This window comes from Dorea hominis (assembly GCF_014287705.1).
Classification (GTDB): domain Bacteria; phylum Bacillota; class Clostridia; order Lachnospirales; family Lachnospiraceae; genus Dorea_D; species Dorea_D hominis.
Genome location: NZ_JACOOY010000007.1, coordinates 149,418 through 167,833 on the forward strand (window position 1 = coordinate 149,418; position 18,416 = coordinate 167,833).

General features: G+C 41.4%; 16 protein-coding genes. 15 read left to right on the forward strand and 1 reads right to left on the reverse strand.

Annotated elements, in window-relative coordinates; translation table 11 throughout:
• Positions 1–5 precede the first annotated feature (5 nt).
• Positions 6–266 carry an aldo-keto reductase family protein gene (locus H8S07_RS07325; protein WP_118520870.1) on the reverse strand — a complete coding sequence of 87 codons (261 nt, stop codon included), beginning with the start codon at positions 264–266 and terminating at the stop codon, positions 6–8.
• 229 nt (positions 267–495) lie between these two features.
• Between H8S07_RS07325 and H8S07_RS07330 the strand changes: the two genes are divergently transcribed.
• From H8S07_RS07330 to H8S07_RS07400, 15 genes are all read left to right on the forward strand, one after another.
• Complete coding sequence (locus tag H8S07_RS07330; RefSeq protein WP_118520872.1) at positions 496–1,086, forward strand: methylated-DNA--[protein]-cysteine S-methyltransferase; 591 nt, start codon at positions 496–498, stop codon at positions 1,084–1,086.
• A 157-nt stretch (positions 1,087–1,243) separates the two neighbouring features.
• Complete coding sequence (locus tag H8S07_RS07335) at positions 1,244–2,146, forward strand: hypothetical protein (protein WP_118520874.1); 903 nt, start codon at positions 1,244–1,246, stop codon at positions 2,144–2,146.
• A 120-nt stretch (positions 2,147–2,266) separates the two neighbouring features.
• Positions 2,267–4,321, forward strand: a complete 2,055-nt coding sequence (locus H8S07_RS07340) for a metallophosphoesterase (RefSeq protein WP_330598527.1) — start codon at positions 2,267–2,269, stop codon at positions 4,319–4,321.
• Positions 4,322–4,405: 84 nt separating this feature from the next.
• Entirely contained in the window at positions 4,406–5,551 is a 1,146-nt protein-coding gene (locus H8S07_RS07345) for a YibE/F family protein (protein WP_186855749.1), read from the forward strand.
• Between the two features lie 180 nt (positions 5,552–5,731).
• Positions 5,732–5,869: a hypothetical protein gene (locus tag H8S07_RS07350; RefSeq protein ID WP_021861277.1), complete on the forward strand. Its 138-nt coding sequence runs from the start codon at positions 5,732–5,734 to the stop codon at positions 5,867–5,869.
• A gap of 47 nt (positions 5,870–5,916) precedes the next feature.
• Complete coding sequence (locus H8S07_RS07355; RefSeq protein WP_021861278.1) at positions 5,917–6,054, forward strand: cupin domain-containing protein; 138 nt, start codon at positions 5,917–5,919, stop codon at positions 6,052–6,054.
• 49 nt (positions 6,055–6,103) lie between these two features.
• Positions 6,104–6,517, forward strand: a complete 414-nt coding sequence (locus H8S07_RS07360) for a C-GCAxxG-C-C family protein (RefSeq protein ID WP_118520880.1) — start codon at positions 6,104–6,106, stop codon at positions 6,515–6,517.
• Positions 6,518–6,547: 30 nt separating this feature from the next.
• Entirely contained in the window at positions 6,548–8,107 is a 1,560-nt protein-coding gene (locus H8S07_RS07365) for an RNA polymerase sigma factor (RefSeq protein ID WP_118520882.1), read from the forward strand.
• A gap of 130 nt (positions 8,108–8,237) precedes the next feature.
• Positions 8,238–9,272, forward strand: coding sequence for a fibronectin type III domain-containing protein (locus H8S07_RS07370; protein ID WP_118520884.1), 1,035 nt, complete (start codon positions 8,238–8,240; stop codon positions 9,270–9,272).
• 195 nt (positions 9,273–9,467) lie between these two features.
• Positions 9,468–10,001 (forward strand): LOG family protein, encoded by a 534-nt coding sequence (locus H8S07_RS07375; protein ID WP_118520886.1) that lies wholly within the window; start codon positions 9,468–9,470, stop codon positions 9,999–10,001.
• Position 10,002: 1 nt separating this feature from the next.
• Positions 10,003–11,112 (forward strand): YkvI family membrane protein, encoded by a 1,110-nt coding sequence (locus tag H8S07_RS07380; RefSeq protein WP_118520888.1) that lies wholly within the window; start codon positions 10,003–10,005, stop codon positions 11,110–11,112.
• 88 nt (positions 11,113–11,200) lie between these two features.
• Positions 11,201–12,559, forward strand: coding sequence for a M20 family metallopeptidase (locus H8S07_RS07385; protein ID WP_186855750.1), 1,359 nt, complete (start codon positions 11,201–11,203; stop codon positions 12,557–12,559).
• Positions 12,560–12,702: 143 nt separating this feature from the next.
• A complete protein-coding gene (locus tag H8S07_RS07390) occupies positions 12,703–14,067 on the forward strand; it encodes a sodium-dependent transporter (RefSeq protein WP_118520890.1) in 1,365 nt (454 codons plus the stop codon).
• 16 nt (positions 14,068–14,083) lie between these two features.
• Entirely contained in the window at positions 14,084–15,232 is a 1,149-nt protein-coding gene (locus tag H8S07_RS07395; protein WP_118520892.1) for an exonuclease SbcCD subunit D, read from the forward strand.
• Between the two features lies 1 nt (position 15,233).
• Complete coding sequence (locus tag H8S07_RS07400) at positions 15,234–18,416, forward strand: AAA family ATPase (RefSeq protein ID WP_158575517.1); 3,183 nt, start codon at positions 15,234–15,236, stop codon at positions 18,414–18,416.

The following is an 18,416-nucleotide window of genomic DNA, read 5'->3' on the forward strand; positions in this document are numbered from 1 at the left end:
CCTCCCTATGAAATAAGTTCTATGATGTATAGTATATTCCGCAGAGTTGAAAAGGTGATGTGGCCAGTGTAGGAGCGCAGGTCAATATAGTCTGTCTGAAGATTTGAAAGCGATTGCATGACCGTCTGTTCAGCAGTGTCGGTCATCCGATAGCCAGTTTCGATGGTTGCTGTGACTGCATTTGTACAGGTTTCTTTGTTAAGCATAAATGTACCGAAACCTGCAAGTGGCATTTGAATGCCGTTATTTAAAGCTAAATATTCCATGTTCAATCCTCCACTATTGTATTTACTCGGAGTAACTCTCTGTGCTATATTTATCCTAACAAGTTCGTGCAACACGAAGTCAAGAAAAAATTTAGTGGACGTAAAATGTAAAAGTAAATTTCCGAATATAAAATTTAATTCCGGGCAACTGGATGCAGGGAATCAAATGTTTGAAAGGGTGTGGCGCATTATGAAGGAATCTTTATAACGAAAAAGGAGAAGCATTGATATGATATATACTTGCAAATATAAATCACCAATTGGCAACATCCTTTTAGCAGCTGATGAAATCGGTCTTACCGGTTTGTGGTTTGAAGGGCAGAAACATTTTGCAAATACACTTTCGGATGAGCATATTTCACAGGAAACGAAGATTCTTACAGAGGCAAAAAAATGGCTGGATATCTATTTTTCCGGGAAAGAACCAGAATTTACACCGCCTCTTAATCCAGAAGGAACAGAATTCAGACATAATGTATGGCAGATCTTATTGCAGATTCCATATGGACAGACAATCACATACGGAGAAATTGCCCGTAAAGTGGCTGAGATGAAAAATACTTCCTATATGTCTGCACAGGCAGTAGGCGGTGCAGTCGGACATAATGAAATTTCTGTTATCATTCCCTGTCACCGTGTAGTGGGAACAAATGGCAGTCTGACAGGATATGCCGGAGGAATTGATAAGAAAATTGCACTGCTTGAGTTAGAACATATAGATATAAATGCTGGCACAGGGAAAAAAACTTGCAGAAGAAAGTCAGATGAAGAACAAATAAAAGAAGTTGCCGTGAAATATGTCTGCCGTTTGCATATGTGATGAGTATCCACCAAATGCAAGCCTGACAATGATTGGACTGGCTGTACCAGTATATACAACGGTGGGAGTTGTTATGAGTGCGGTCTACTATATCTGCATGAACAGAAAAAACAATGTTGGAATAGCAGATAAATAAGTGATTTGAGGAACATATAAAATGAAAAAAGATACAGCATATTATCATCTTCCGGGATTGTTCGAGTTTTATGAATTTTATCGTGTATTTCTGCCGTTATTTCGTGAACACAGAGAATATTTTTACAACTGGTGCGAGATTGGTTCCATCTACGGGGCACCTGCTGACTGTCTCTGGGGTGGTGGACGTGCCGGATTCGGAGATGGGAGTCCACAGGATGTACTGGCGTTGATGAAGGAATACGGAATATCCGCCCGTTTGACATTTAGCAATTCCCTGCTTAAAGAAGAGCATCTTACAGATAAAAAATGTAATGCACTCTGTGCATTGTTTGCACATGACAGCGCGGTGAAAAATGGAGTGATCGTTTACGCAGACTTGCTGGTGGATCATCTGCGCAGAAATTATCCGGACCTTTATCTGGTATCTTCGACAACAAAGGTTCTGAAAGATTTCATACAGCTGCATGAGGAAGTAATAAGAGATGAATTTCAGTTTGTTGTGCCGGATTTCCGGCTGAATAAAGCATTTGATAAGTTAGATACGCTGTCTGCCGGACAGAAGGATAAAATAGAATTTCTCTGTAATGAATGTTGCTATTTTGGCTGCAAAGACAGAAAAGAGTGTTATGAAACGGTCAGCCGCAGAAATTTGGGGGAAGACTGCAGCGATTTCCATTGCAATGCACCGGATTCAGAAGGCGGGTATCGATTTTCAAAAGCCATGAAGAATCAGGGATTTATTGGTATCCAGGATATTCAGAAGAGATATCTGCCAATGGGATTTTCTAATTTTAAAATTGAAGGACGAAGCCTTGGCAGTGCCCTGATCCTGGAATTCCTGCTGTATTACATGACAAAGCCGGAATACCAGCTTAAGGTCAGGGAAGAAATTTATCTGGACAATATGCTGGATCTGTTTTAATATCGTAAACTTACAATCTTTTAACTTAAATTTCCCGATTTTCAATATCAAATTTTTACAATCCTCCTTTATAGTGAATCTCGACATCGAAAATGATCAACTATAAAGGAGGAATCTATTGTGAGAAAGATTCGAAGAAGCGTAGAGAGAAACGCAAAAAAACGTGCAATGAAGGCAGCAGTTTCAGCTATGATGCTGGCAGGTGGAGTTATGATGGCATGTCCATCCACATTATCAAACGTACAGGCGGCAACCGAACACTGGAACGATGCATCAGCTCCTAAATCTGAAAGTTGGAATTTATGGAAAGAAAACTGGGATAAATATAGTAAAAATTATGAGAATGTATCTTTAACACCTGGTGCAGATGAGACACAGCTCAATTTTGCTTACTATAGCAAAACAGCAGAAACACCAAAAGTAAAAATTGCCACAAATAAAGATATGACTGATGCGAAAGAAGTGGAAGGCGCTCAGACAGAGGCAGTGCAGATCGATGGAGAGCAGTATTATTCTAATAAAGCAACGGTAGAAGGATTAAAAGAGAATACAACTTATTATTATCAGGTATTTCAGGATGGCAAATATCAGGACGCACAAAAGTATGCAACGAAGTCTTTCCAAAAGTATTCCTTCTTATATGTAGGAGATCCACAGATCGGAGCTTCTTCCGGACAGACAAGTACAGATGGCGAAGTTATGAAAAATAATAATCTTGCTGCAAGAAATGACGGATACAACTGGAACAATGTGTTAAATAATGCAGTAAAACGTAATCCACAGTTAAGTTTTGTCGCTTCCGCAGGTGATCAGGTGAATACCAACAATAATGAAGTACAATATGCGGCATATCTTGGCGCAGACGCACTCCGGTCACTTCCGGTAGCAACAACTATCGGTAACCATGATTCTGCTTCTGCTCAGTACAGCATGCATTATAATAACCCGAATGCATTTGATACAAGTGGTTATAAAAACAAAACCCAGTACACAGAAGGACACACGGCAGCGGGAACAGATTATTACTATACATATGGAAATACATTATTCATCGTGCTGGACACAAACAATTACAACTGTGCAACACATGAAAATGTAATGCGCAAAGCGATTAAGGAAAATCCAGATGTGAAATGGAAAGTAGTAATGTTCCACCATGATATTTACGGATCAGGATATGATCACTCTGATTCTGACGGTATGGTTCTCAGAACACAGCTTACACCGCTTATGGATAAATATGACATCGATGTAGTAATGCAGGGACATGACCATACTTATTCCAGAACTTATCAGTTACAGGGTGATGGAAAAACACACGACAAATTCTTTAAGACAGAAGATACGGCAAATTATTCAAAAGAAAATAACTGCTATGAGATTGTAAACAAAACCCAGAGCGGTACAGTTGTAAATCCAGAAGGAACGGTTTATCTGGAAGCAAATTCAGCAACCGGATCTAAATATTACAATCTGATCACAGCAAAACAGGATTACATCTCTGAGAGAAGCCAGACATGGACACCAAGTTATTCAGTAGTAAATGTAACAGATGATACATTTGAAGTAGAAGTCTATGATGCAGATACAGGAAATAAACTGGATGGATCATCTTCTTACAAAATTGTAAAAAAAGACGTTGTGGAAGCAAAAGACCAGAAGATTACTGCAACAGCTTCTTATACAAAAACAGAGACTTCAAAAGCATTCAAGTTAAACGCAAAGACAAATGGAAATGGTAAACTGACTTACCAGACATCTAATAAATCTGTAGCAGCAGTCGATGCAAATGGAAAAGTAACCGTGAAAGCTCCTGGTAAGACAACCATCACAGTGAAGGCAGCTGCAACAGATACTTATAAGACAGCAACGAAGAAAATCACAATTACTGTTGCACCGAAGAAACAGAGGATTGCTCTGAACAATAAAAAGGCAGCACAGCTGACCGTAAAATGGAATAAAAATAAAAAGGTTTCCGGATACGAATTCGTATATGCTGATAACAAAAACTTCAAAAAAGCAAAAACAGTAAGAAAATCAAATGCGACAACTTATACAGTGAAGAAACTGAAAACAGGAAAAACCTATTATGTAAAAGCACGTGCTTATAAGACAGTGGCTGGAAAACAAATCTACGGAGCATTCAGCTCAGTCAAGAAAGCAACAATCAAATAACATTACAAAAAAGGGAGCCTGTACTTGAACCGGATTCAAGTATGGGTTTTCTTTGCTACATAGAAAAGGATGAAAAAATAGAAAATGAAAAAAACAATGACATGGAAAAAACTTGTAATCCTTGGGATTACAGTTCTTATATTTGGAATGATTCTATATAAATGTAATGATTTTCAAAAAGCGACTCTGGCATCTTATAAAGGACAGACTTATGAAAGAGGTGTTGTCACAAAAATTGTGGAAGATAATCTTGCAGAGGATGGAAATCGTTATGGAACGCAGAAAGTCCAGGTGAAAATGATATCCGGGACATTCAAGGGACAGAAAAAAGAAGCCATCAATCCGAGTGGAACTTTATTTGGGGCAGAATGTAAAGTAGGAATGAAAATTATTGTAATTGTAAATAAGAGTGGGGATAATGCGGGATTTACAGTATACAGTCAGGATCGTACGATACCAATCTATGTATTTGCATTTATTTTTGCTGTAGTGGTGTGTCTGATCGGAGGAAAAAAAGGAATTTACGCTGTGTTAAGTCTTGTATTTGCATTTGTATGTATTATCTGGCTGATGTTCCCGCTTATGTATCAAGGAATTTCTCCGATTTTCCTGACAATCATTGTTGCGGTGCTTACGACAATCATAACATTGGGGTTACTTGGAGGAATTTCAGAGAAAACAGTGGCGGCAATTCTAGGTACAGCCATTGGAGTGATTATTGCGGCAGTGGCGGCGATCATCTTTGGAAAAGCGGCAGGAATTACAGGCTTTAATGTATCAGATATAGAGGCACTCAATTATGTCGGACAAAATACGAAAATTAAAATTGGAGAATTGCTTTTCGCCGGTATTATTATTTCAGCACTGGGAGCAGTCATGGACGTTGGAATGTCTATCGCATCAACCATACAGGAAATATATGAGACAGATAAGACATTATCGATGAAGCAGTTGTTCCTTTCCGGCATCAATGTCGGACGGGACATGATGGGAACAATGACGAACACACTGATCTTTGCATATGTCGGTGGCGCAATGACAACACTTGTTCTTAATTACGCATATGATCTGAGTTATTTGCAGCTGGCAAATTCTTATGTGATTGGAATCGAGATCATGCAGAGCTTGTCCGGAAGCCTTGGAGTTATTCTGACAGTGCCGGTTACGGCGTTTATAGCAGCGTTTTTGATTGGAAGAAAAGGAAAAAACGAATTGACTTGTGAAAAGTAATTCGTTATGGTGTATATATGTGAGAAAAATGCAGATGATTTAATCGTATATAACTAAAATGGCCAATACAGATAAATGAAAATAAAGTAGTGACACAAAGGAAAGAATTATCCAAGAGTCAAGATTGTCATACATACTAATATAAGTATTAGTCATAATACAAAAAGAGAACTATAATAAATGTGTACGATAAAAAGAAAGTCTTACACATTTTTTAATGTAAAATTTAAGAAGGTAATTACAATGGCAAAGAAACTGGTTGCATATTTCAGTGCAAGTGGAACAACAAAGAGAGTTGCTTCTGAACCGTGCAAATAAACAGGAAATTGAAAAATGGGCAAAATCACTGTAGGAGGACGATAAAAATGCAGGTTGGAATGTTTAATGTTACATTCGAGCCGGCATGTCGAAATGACTGGCACGGAGCAGCTCCGGACAGCTGGTTCAGTCATCTTGCAATTATTGCGAAGAAAGCGGGGAATGAGTATAATAAGACACAGTGAAAAAGCAATAAGTATCATCAAATACAACAAAGACCAGGAGGAAGACAAAATGAGCGCAAAAACAGAATATGCAGTAAAATTACATAAAAATGGATGCAACTGTGCACAGGCAGTAGCCTGCACATTTTGCAAAGAATTTGGGATTGTCGAGCAGGAAATGTTCCGGATCGCGGAAGGTTTTGGACTTGGCATGGGCGTGATGGAGGTGTGCGGTGCGCTTTCCGGAATGGCAATGATCATTGGTCTGGATAACAGTAAAGGGAATGTAGAAGAAGGTTCCCCGTCAAAAGGAGATACCTATAAGAAAATTAAAACTTATGTCCAGAAGTTTAAAGAGAAAAATGGTTCCTGCATCTGTCGTGAATTAAAAGGTGTGGATACAGGGAAAGTCCTGTGCAGCTGCCCGCAGTGTATCGCAGATGCAGTAGAGCTGACGGAAGAATATTTAAAATCTGCGAAATAAAAGGAAATTACGACTAAGAAGAGGGTAAATATGGATCTTAAGACAGCAATTGCACAGGCAGTAAAAGGCGATGAGAGAGGATTCGCCTATCTATATGAACAGACCTGTCAGAAAAAATATTATCTGGCCTTACAGTATATGAAGAACAAAGAGGCAGCAGAAGATGTGCTGCAGGAAGCGTATTTGAAAGCATTTCAGAAACTGCCAACGCTTCAGAACCCAGAAGCATTTGAAGGCTGGCTTGGAATGATCGTGGCAAATACGGCGAAAAATATGCTGGCAAAGAAGAATCCGATGTTGTTTTCAGAGCTTGCTGTGGATGGGGAAGGCGAAGAATATGTGTATGATGTAGAGGATGACAATCCAGAAAATCAGCCGGAACTTGCCTATACACAGGAAGAGACGAAAGAACTGGTGCATGAGATGATGGATACGCTTTCGGAAGAACAGCGGATGTGTATTCTGATGTTTCATATTGAAAATATATCCATTTCCGAGATTGCCCGGACAATGGACTGTTCAGAGAATACAGTCAAATCCAGATTAAATTATGGAAGAAAAAATCTGAAGAGTAAAGCAGAGGAAATGCAGAAAAAAGGATACCGGCTGTACAGTGTGGCGCCGATTCCGCTTTTGTTATATTTACTGAGTACCGATCAGAAGGTCATGGCAGCAGAGCCGGCATTTCGTATGGCAGGAGAAAAAGTAGAAGCAGTTGTTTTGAAAAAAGCTACGGCTAAAGCTTCTACGATCGCAGGAAATACAGCAGCGAAGAGCAGTACCTCGGCGGCAGGAAAAGCAGCAGCGAAAGGCACTGCATCTGCGGCAGGAAAAACAGCAGCGAAAGGCACTGCATCCACTGCAGGAAAGATCGCAGCCGGTAAAATCGCAGCGGCAGTTGTTGCAACGTGCATAGTCGGAGCAGGCAGTTACGGAGTGTATCAGTTGAATAACGAAAATCACATGGCAGACCGGCTTTCCAAGGCAGCGACAACCGCACAGATGACAGAAGATACAGATACAACAACAGATACAAAAAGTCATCAAAAGAAAGAAAACAAACAGCAACAGGATAAGAAACAAGATAAAAAACAATCAGATCAGACAGAGATACGGAATTTATACGAGCAGGTGCTGACTGATGTGCAGAATGGAAAATACGAATTTACGCAGATGGAGAATAATACAGACTATTATTATTTTGTCACTGATATCGATGGAGACCAGATCCCGGAACTGGGAGTCGGTCCGAAACAGGACGCGGCACCGATGACAATCTATGATCTGCGCTTGTTTTCCTGTGAACAGACAGCGAACGGGTATGAGCTGGTGACAATTCAGGGTGAAGAGAATGTGGAAGATCTGCATATAGCGGCAGATGGCAATGGACTGCTCATGAATCTGATCACACAGGGAACTGGAATGTGTGAGGTTCACCGGATTACAGTAAGGAACAAAATACTGGTATATGGTTCAGCAGAACAGACATTCCGTATCGATGACACGGCGACTTCTGAGTTTGAAAACAGCAATCAGGAAGTATCCTGGAAAAGCATTACAGATCAAAGCGGATTGCAGGTTTTGAAGTAAAGATAAAAAAATAAAAATTTTTTTCAAATTCTTAAAACTTTTTTCAAACTAGACCTGTCTATATAGTATAATACAAAAATGTAAGCGTAATTTTTTAATTACCCGAAGGCAAAAGAAAAGGAGACATACTATGAAAAAGAAAATGATCACATTCTTATTAACAGCGGCAATGGGATTTGCTGCTTTGTCACCGGCAACCGTACAGGCGGCAGATAATTCTATCGCAACCTATGCAACGGAAAGTACACAGGGAACCATCAAACTGGATCCGAATGGAAGAGCAAAATATTCAAATAAAAATCTCATTAAGGATGCAGTACATTGTTATCGTTTCACACCGAAAACAGCAGGCGATTTAAAAACAATTGTAAAAGCGGGGAAAGCAGATGTAAATATACGTTTGGTAGAAGAGTTTTCTGATGATGTACTGAGTAAGTGGGCAGACCGGTGGAGTACAAGCCAGGAATACACGCAAACCTATTCTCTGAGTAAAGGAGCAACCTATCTGATCGAGGTAAAGAACAGTGTCTCAGATACAAGCAGTAATCCGTATAACGTTACTTTCCAGTTTAAAGGATATAAAGAGACTTTTCCGGAAAACTTCGTAAATCAGGTAGAGGAAAAATATGATGCCAGAACAGTTGGTCTGAATAAGACATATTATGGATTTAATGGAATCGGATCCGATGTAGACTGGTTTAAATTTACGGTAGTATCCAAAGGAGCATTGGTATATTCCGGCGAGGCGTCTAAGGATGTTTATAACAGCAATGGAGATCATATCGATAATTGGTGGCTGGATTCCCTTGGGAAAGGTACTTACTACATAAAAATCTCCGGAAAGGGACATGGCGGATACAATTTCCGGATTAGTGATGAAAAAGCTGCAAGACCGAAAGCTACTTCTGTTACAAAACTGAGCAGCGGCAAAAAGAGCTTTAAAGTAACTGCAAAGAAAGTAACCGCAAAAGGTTATCAGGTACAGTATTCAGAGAAGAGCAACTTCAAAGGAAGCAAGACAAAGACATTTGGTTCAACTTCTTATACAGTCAAAGGATTAAAAGCAAAGAAGAGATACTATGTAAGAGTTCGTGCATACAATAACTATTTAGATCATAAAGTATATTCTTCCTGGTCAGCAAAGAAGTCTGTTAAAACAAAATAAGAACAGAAGAAATTTTGATATGACACATGCAGACAGTCTGGAAACAGGCTATCTGCATATTTTATTGCTATAAAAGCTGTTCATGTGCCGGCTGGTTGTATATAATAAGATTAAAATACAAAGCAACAGGAGAAGAAAATTATTAGCTGAATGTATGAAAACTGACAGATAAATAGAAAAGGCAGGAACATAAGGATGAATATTACAGTATACTTAGGAGCGAACAAAGGAAATGACGATTCTTTGGAGAGAGCCGCAAAAGAACTGGGGCAGTGGATTGGCGACAGTGGACATGCACTCGTCTATGGAGGATCAAAAACCGGACTTATGGGGATTCTGGCGGAAAGCGCAGTGGAATCCGGTGGAAAAGTGACCGGTGTAGAGCCGGAGATGTTCATACAAAGTGAAGTACAGTATGATGGCGTGACCGAGCTGATCGTTACAAAAGATTTCCCGGAGCGGAAGCGTAAGATGATCGAGCTTGGCGATGCATTTATTGCATTTCCCGGTGGGACCGGTACACTGGAAGAAATCGCAGAAGTGATATCGCAGACAGCACTGAAGCAGTTGGATGCACCATGTATTTTATATAATCTGAACGGTTATTATGATGGATTGAAAGCATTGCTTTTCCATATGATTGAGATGGGATTATCGACAGAAGAACGGCAGAAACAGATTTATTTCGTGGAAAATCTTGCGGATATTAAAGCAATTTTAGGAGAATAACATGAAAACAAAAGAAAAAAATGAATTTGTCAGGATTACAACTCTCGGAATTGCGACAGCTTTAATCGGGAGTATGGTTGGACCGGGATTTTCATCCGGCAATGAATTAATGCAGTTTTTTGGAAATTTCGGATATATTGGAGTTGCAGGCGTTCTTGTCTGTGAAACACTGGTTGCGGTTACAGTGATTATGGCGATGCGTTTGGCGCAGAAAATGGATACACCTTATTTTGATAAAGTGGTTTCTCCAATGGGAGATGGTTTCTTTAGTAAACTTCTCCGGCTTTTCTCCATGGTTGTCACACTTGGATTTATGATCGCATGTATACCGGCAATGACAGCAGTCGGAGCAACGGTTCTGGAACAGCAGTTCGGAATGAATTTTCAGGTTGCAGCGATTGTTTATACCTGTTTTGTGGCAGTTCCGGTATTATTTGGAACCGAAGGATTTACAAAATCCATGTCAGCTTTTATCCCATTTGTTGTAATTGCAGGAGTTGTGATCTGCCTCTGCGTATGTATGCAGCCGCAGGCAAAAGCAATTGATTTCCAGAGTCTGCAGGTGACAAACGGATTGATGAAAAACTGGTTTCTGGCGGCACTTTTATATTTCTCTTATAATACAACGGTGGGAATTGCAGTTGTAGTTCCGTTAGGGCAGAAAGCGAAAGACAATCGGAAGATTATCCGAGGAGGAATCCTCGGTGCGGGAGCACTTGCGGCAATGATATGTGTCTGTGTGATCGCGATTATCCGTAATTATGGAAATGTTTATCAGGCTGAACTTCCGACGCTTGTGATGGCGCGTAAGCTGCATCCGGCTGCCGGTACGGTTTATGCAATTATGATGGTAATCTGCATCTGGGCAGCGGCATGTGGTTGTATGTATGCGGTTCTTTCCAGAGCAGAAGAGTGGAAAGTGCAGAAAAAATCAATTGTGAATACGAACTGGTTCCGCGTACTGGTGATGTCGCTTGTCGGGCTTGCCGGAAGCCACTTTGGTTTTTCTGTAATTGTCAGCGTGTTGTATCCGGTTATCGGATATCTGGGATTTGTAATTTTGTTGATTCTGTTTTACAATTATATGAATATGTGTCTGAAAAAAAGATAAGATGAATATGATAGGAGATATTCTGCGCATTGATTAGGAAAATGAGTCGCAGTATAATAGAAACTAGGCAGGAAGAGGAGGCAGAGAAATGAATATAAAAGAAGAAATTCACGCATTATCAGATGAAATGCTGGAAAAATTAGAAAGACTGGTAGTTATTCCGTCCGTAGAAGGCGAACCATTGGAAGGGAAACCATTTGGTGAAGCACCGGCGAAAGCATTGGAAGAGGGACTTCGGATCGCAGACGAGCTTGGCTTTAAGACCGTGAATCTGGATAATTATTGCGGTTATGCCGAGATGGGTGAAGGCGAAGAAATCATAGGTATTGCGGCACACCTGGATGTTGTACCGGAAGGAGACGGATGGACATATGAGCCGTTTGCGCTTACAAGGGATGGCGATTATGTATACGGGCGTGGAACAACAGATGATAAAGGACCGGTTGTAGAAGGATTGTATGCTATGAAGCTGCTCCGTGATTCCGGTGTAAAACTGAATAAAAGAGTGCGCCTGATTATGGGATGCAATGAGGAAAATGGCTCCGAGTGTATGAAACACTACAACAAAGTCGCAGAAGAGCTGTCCTATGGATTTACCCCGGACGCAGATTTCCCATGTATTCACGGAGAGATGGGACAGATGGCGTTAAATGCCTACTCCAAACATACAAAGATCATTTCTATGAATGGTGGATTTGTATTCAATGCAGTATGTGACACTTGTACAACGCTAGTTCCGGCAGAGGAAGGCCTGAAAGAATGTCTAGAAAAAGCGTTTTCAGAATCTGGACTTCCGGAGTACAAAGTAACGGAAGAAAATGGAGAACTTCATATTTACGCGAAAGGAGTACCGGCACATGCAAGCATGCCAACATTAGGAGTAAATGCGGCAGGTGTTACATGTGCGTGCCTTGCAGAAGCGGGATTCGAAGATGATTTTGTTACATATTATAATTCCCATATCGGTACAGCATGCGATGGCTCCGGGATTGGTCTGAAATTTGAAGATGAATTCGGAGTGCTGACTTTGTGCAACGGAACCGTCCGGACAGAAAATGGCACGATTATTTGTACTATTGATGTGCGTGTGCCTGTGACGTTACATCCGGAGGATGTTCGCAAAATGTGTGAAGGTAAATTAGAAGATGAAAACGGCAGGATGGAGATTGAGAAGCTCGGTGAGCCGTTGTTCTATCCAAGAAAGTCTCCGCTTGTAGAAGCGATCTATAGATCGTATGTAGATGTGACAGGTGATACAAAGAATCAGCCGATCGTAATCGGAGGTGGAACATATGCAAAATATCTGAAGAATGTAATTGCATTTGGACCGGAAAAGACGGAGATCGATTATCGTATTCATGGTGCAGATGAGTTTATCCGCATTTCAGATATGGAAGAGGCAGTGCTGATGTATATGGAAGCTTTGAAAAATCTGCTGGCGATCTAATCTGGGATTGACCGATAAAATGAAAAGATGAAATTTTGATTTGTGATTCTTTCATATTTGGAACTCTGTAGTGACTTTTGATGAGAAAAATGATAGAATGAATGTTACGATGTGCAAAACGAATGGAAAAGAGAGGAAAAGTCATGAAGAAACACAGAAGTTCATTTTCAGGGAAACTGGGGTATGTACTGGCAGCGGCAGGTGCCTCTGTCGGTCTGGGAAATATATGGAGATTTCCATATCTGGCAGCAAAGTACGGAGGAGGAATGTTCCTTCTCATTTATGTTATACTTGCGTTAACATTCGGGTATACGATGATCGTTGCAGAATCGGCACTCGGACGCATGACAAGAAAAAGTCCGGTTGGGGCATTCAAGTCATTTGAAAAAGCAGGTTGGTTGTCTTTTGGTGGCTGGATCAATGCGATCATTCCGATACTGATCGTGCCATATTATTCTGTAATTGGTGGATGGGTACTCAAGTATCTGAAAGAATATATTATGGGAAATGGAAAAGATTTGGCAGCCGATGGGTACTTTTCCGGCTTTATTTCAAATGGAGTATCTACAGAGATCTGTTTTGTAGTTTTCTGTATGTTTACGCTGGTGATTATTTATGCAGGAGTGCGGAACGGAATTGAACGTGTATCCAAGTTGATGATGCCGGTACTGATTGTATTATCGGTAATTATCGCCATTTATTCCGTGACAAGACCGGGAGCAATGGCAGGAGTGAAGTATTTCCTGATACCGAATTTTAAGAATTTCTCATGGATGTCAGTTGTTGCAGCTATGGGACAGATGTTCTATTCCCTGTCAATTGCGATGGGTATTTTGGTTACATTTGGTTCTTATATGAAGAAAGAAACATCAATCGAAGACTCTACAAGAAATGTTGAGATTTTTGATACAGCAATCGCAATGATGGCGGGACTTATGATTATTCCGGCAGTCTTTGCATTTTCCGGCGGGGATCCGAATACGCTTCAGGCAGGACCGTCGCTGATGTTTATTACCATTCCAAAGGTTTTCCAGAATATGGGATTTGGAACAGCTATCGGTATCCTGTTCTTTTTACTGGTGCTTTTTGCTGCTGTTACAAGTTCGATTGCGCTGACGGAAAGTGCAGTGTCGACATTCGAGGATGAGATTGGATGGAGCAGAAAGAAAGCAACAGTGGTTGTAGGTGTAATTATGCTCTTACTGGGTACTTTATCCTGTCTGGGATATGGACCGCTCGCGTTCGTAAAGATCATCGGTATGCAGTTCCTGGATTTCTTTGATTTTCTGACAAATTCAGTCATGATGCCGATTGCAGCGCTGATGACAAGTTTATTAGTTTCAAGAGTCGTTGGAATTGACCGGATCGAGGAAGAGATCAGACATGGGGAAAACAGTTTCCGCAGGAAGAAGATTTTTGTTGTGATGATCAAATACTTATGCCCGATTTTCACTATGATCATTCTGGCAAGTTCGGTTGCAAATGCATTTGGATGGATTTCCATGTAAAGGGGTGTAAGACGATATGCGATTTTTTCATTTGTCCGATCTTCATATCGGCAAACAGTTACATCATTACAGCTTAAAGGAAGATCAGGAACACATTCTTGGAGAGATTATTGAATATGCCGGAAAATTACATCCGGATGCGGTTGTGATCGCTGGAGATATCTACGATAAGCCGGTGCCGTCTGCAGAGGCAGTAACATTATTTGATGATTTCCTTACAAGATTAGCAAAGATACGTCCGCAGATTCCGGTTATGATTATCAGTGGAAATCATGATTCTGCGGATCGTCTGAGGTATGCAGCAGGTATTTTGAAAAAAGAGAAGATTTACCTGGCCGGCAGTGTGCCGCAGAAGGAAGAAGAGCATATAGAAAAGGTTGCATTGAAGGATGAGTGGGGAGAAGTGAACTTCTTCCTGCTCCCTTTTTTAAAACCGGCATATGTGCGCAGATTATTTGAAGAGAATCCACCGGAGACATACAGTGATGCGTTGAACCGTCTGATCAAGAGGGAAAATATTAATTTTAAGGATGAGAGAAATGTATTGGTATCCCACCAGTTTTATATGGGAAGCTACCTGCCGGAAACCTGTGATTCGGAAACGATTTCGATTGGCGGGCTTGATCAGATAGACATAACAGGCGTGGAGCCGTTTGATTATGTTGCACTGGGACATTTGCATGGAAAGCAGAAAGTAAAAGATGAGCATATCCGTTATTGTGGAACACCTTTAAAATATTCGGTCAGTGAAGCCTCTCATACGAAAGCTTTGACAGTTGTAACGCTCGGAGAAAAAGGGGAATCTGTGAAAATAGAAGAGTATCCGCTGCATCCTCTCAGGGATGTCCGTAAGATCACAGGGAAACTTAAGGAGATTTTAAAAGAAGAACGCAGCCCGGAAGATTATGTCAGTATTACATTGACTGATGAGACAGATCCCTATCATCCGAAAGAACAGTTAGAAACCGTATTTTCCAAAATACTGGAAGTGAGGATTGATAATACAAGAACCCGAACGAAATGGATGGAAGCTGAAGAGCTGGTCCTGAAAACACCGGAAGAAAATTTTGCAGATTTCTTTGAAAAAATGCAGGGAAGAACGATGGATCCGGAAGAGGAAACATTGATCCTGCAGATATTAGAAGAAGCAAGGGAGGATGAGTAAGATGCGTCCGATTACAATAGAAATGTCAGCGTTTGGCTCCTATGCAGGTAAGACAGTGGTTGATTTTACAGGTGTAAGACAAGGTTTATTTTTGATCACAGGAGATACAGGAGCAGGAAAGACGACGGTGTTTGATGCTATTGTGTATGCGCTTTACGGCCAGACCAGCGGTGGCAACAGGGAAGGAAATATGATGCGCAGCCAGTATGCATCCGAAGACGTGGAAACTTATGTCAAACTGGTGTTTGATTATCATGGAGAGAGGTATGAAGTGCGCCGGAATCCGGAGTATATGCGTGCAGGAAAGAGAAAGGCATCGGACGGTTCTGTACGTCTTGTAAAAGAAAGCGCAAAAGTAGAACTTACAATGCCGGATGGCAGTGTATTCCCGGGAAGAAAGCGTGAGACAGAGCAGAAGATCACAGAGATCATGGGGATGGATGCCGGACAGTTTACGCAGATGGCGATGATCGCGCAGGGCGATTTCCTGAAGTTACTGCTTGCCGATTCCAAAGACCGTAAGAAAATCTTTTCCCGTATTTTCCATACGAAAATATATGCACAGGTACAGGAAATTTTAAGACAGAGAGCGTTGAAAATGCAGCAGGATATGCAGGAGAGCCGGAGAAATCTGCAAATGGAAATGGAACGTGTGAAAGAAGAGTCTCTTGCAGATCTGGCAGGGAAAGAACTTTTCAGTCACTGGAAACTGTTAAAAGGACAGGAATTTCCGGCGCAGGATGAGACGTTACAGGTGTTAAAGGAGATTATTTCCGCAGAGCAGGAAAAGAAGCAAAGTTATACGAAATTGGCGGCTGAGGAAAGAAAAGCAGTGGAGCGGTTAAACAGTGAAGTGAAGAATGCCAAATTTCTGCTTGCGCTTTTTGATGACTGTGAGAAAGCGAAAAAAAAGTCAGAAGAATTAGAAGCGGGAAAAGTACTGTATCAGGAAGAAAAAGAACAGACGGAGCACATTCGTGCGGCGGCAAATGTCAGACCGATTTTTGAAAATATGGCAAATGGAACGAAGAGACTTTTAAAGATCAGACAGACGATAGAAATGCTGAAAAAGGAGCTGGAAACCGGCATGGATAGGGTGTCTGAGAAGACAGAGACCGCCAGATCTGCCCTGGAATGTCTGAAGAGAGAAGAACCTGTATTATCGGGAGAGATTGTGAAGCTTACAGAAGGACTGAAACAGTACGAAATGTTGGAAGCCCTTAAGAAAAAGATGGAAGAGACAGAAGCGGAAATCCGTAAGAACGAAGTGCGGAAAGAAAAGGCAGAAGCTGTTCATACGGAATTGAAGAAATGGATAGAGAATACGGAGAAAGCAGAGAAATCTATTGCAGGATGGGAAGAAAACGGAAGGCTTCTCGGGCAGTTAAAAGAGCAGAAAAAGGAAGAAGAATCCTGGGTGATAACCCTTACGGCACAGATCCCTAAGCTGGATACTCAAAAGAAAGCCTGTGAAGAACTGCAGAAAAAGATGGAGAGTGCAGTGAAAAATTACCGATCTGCTTTTGAGGATTATGAACAGAAATACAGCCTGTTTTTTGAAGAGCAGGCAGGAATCCTGGCAGCAGGACTTGAGACAGGAAGACCATGTCCGGTCTGTGGATCTACAGAGCATCCGCATCCAAGGCAGTTATCATTGCATGCAGTATCGGAACAGGAAGTTGAGAGTGCAAAGAAGATGCGTGACAAAGCAGAAAAAGCCAGAGATCAGGCGGCAGATCTGTATCGGGAGAAATGGAATGCATTTGAAAGCAGCTGGTCGGTATTCTGGGATAACTGCAGAAAACTTCTTGGAGAAGATGAGTTCCCGGAAACCGATGTAGTTGATCTGGTGGAAACGGAAAAAATGTTAAAAGAGAAACTGGCCGGAGTCCGGGAAGAACGAAAGAAACTGGAACAGAATGCAGAGCAGAATAAAGAACAGCTTACACATGCAAAAGCACTGGTGGAAAGGCTCCCGGCAAAGCAGGAGGAGCTGAGAAAAAAAAGCAGGGAACTGGAAGAAACAGAGAAGGAAAAAGCAGCACTGGAGCTTGGGAGACAAAGCTTGAAAGCGGAGTATGAGACGAGAAAAGATGTTTTGCCGTGGGAGTCCGGAGAAACTGCAAAAGAGGAACTTAAGAAAAAGACAGACCGGAAAAACAGATTGCAGGAAGAAGCCGACAGAACAGAGAAAATGCTTCTGGAAGAGATCGCGAACCAGAAACAGCGGGAAGGAAAGCTGGAAAGCGAACTTCAAAATGAGAAAGAGCAGGAAGCGCAATGTCTGGAAAATGAAAAATCATATAGAGAGATATTGGAAAAATACAGTTTGACAGAAGAGCAGTTTTCAGAGTTTTGTACGCAAATAGAAAGGCTTCCGGGCTTGGAGAACAAGCTGCGGGAATACGAAAAACAAGTCAGTGAAAATACAGGGGTATTAAAGAGTCTGCGGGAACGTCTGGAGGGGGAAGAGCGCCCGGATATTTCTGAACTTTTGAAAAAACTGGAAAGCAGACGCAGTGAAGAAGAAAAGCTTACAAAAGAACAGATATTGATAACGAATCTTGTGCAGAGTCACGAGGAAACGAAAAAGCGTCTGGAACATTTTTTTGAAAAAATCGGTGAGCAGCAGAAGAAATACGAGTGGATTTCAAATCTGAGCAAGACTGCGAATGGTACATTGACCGGCAATGTGAAGATGGATTTTGAAACATATGTACAGCGGCAGTATTTTAAACAGATTATTCAGGCGGCGAATCGACGTTTGATTAAGATGACGGATGGCTCTTTTATCCTGCAGTGCAAAGATTTGTCGCATATGGGAAGCCAGGGACAGTCAGGATTGGATCTGGACGTGTACAGCATGGTAAATGACGCAGTGAGGGATGTGCGTACGCTATCCGGTGGAGAATCCTTTATGGCAGCGTTATCGATGGCGTTGGGGCTTGCAGATACAATACAAAGTAGTGTCGGAGGAATTCGCCTGGATACAATGTTTATTGATGAGGGATTTGGCTCTCTCGATGACAGTACAAGAGAGCAGGCGGTTCGTGTGCTGGTAGAACTGGCTGGGGAAAACCGGCTTGTGGGAATTATTTCTCATGTCAATGAATTAAAAGAACAGATTGATACGAAGCTTGTCGTAAAGAAAACGGCGAAAGGAAGCAGGATCGACTGGGCATAG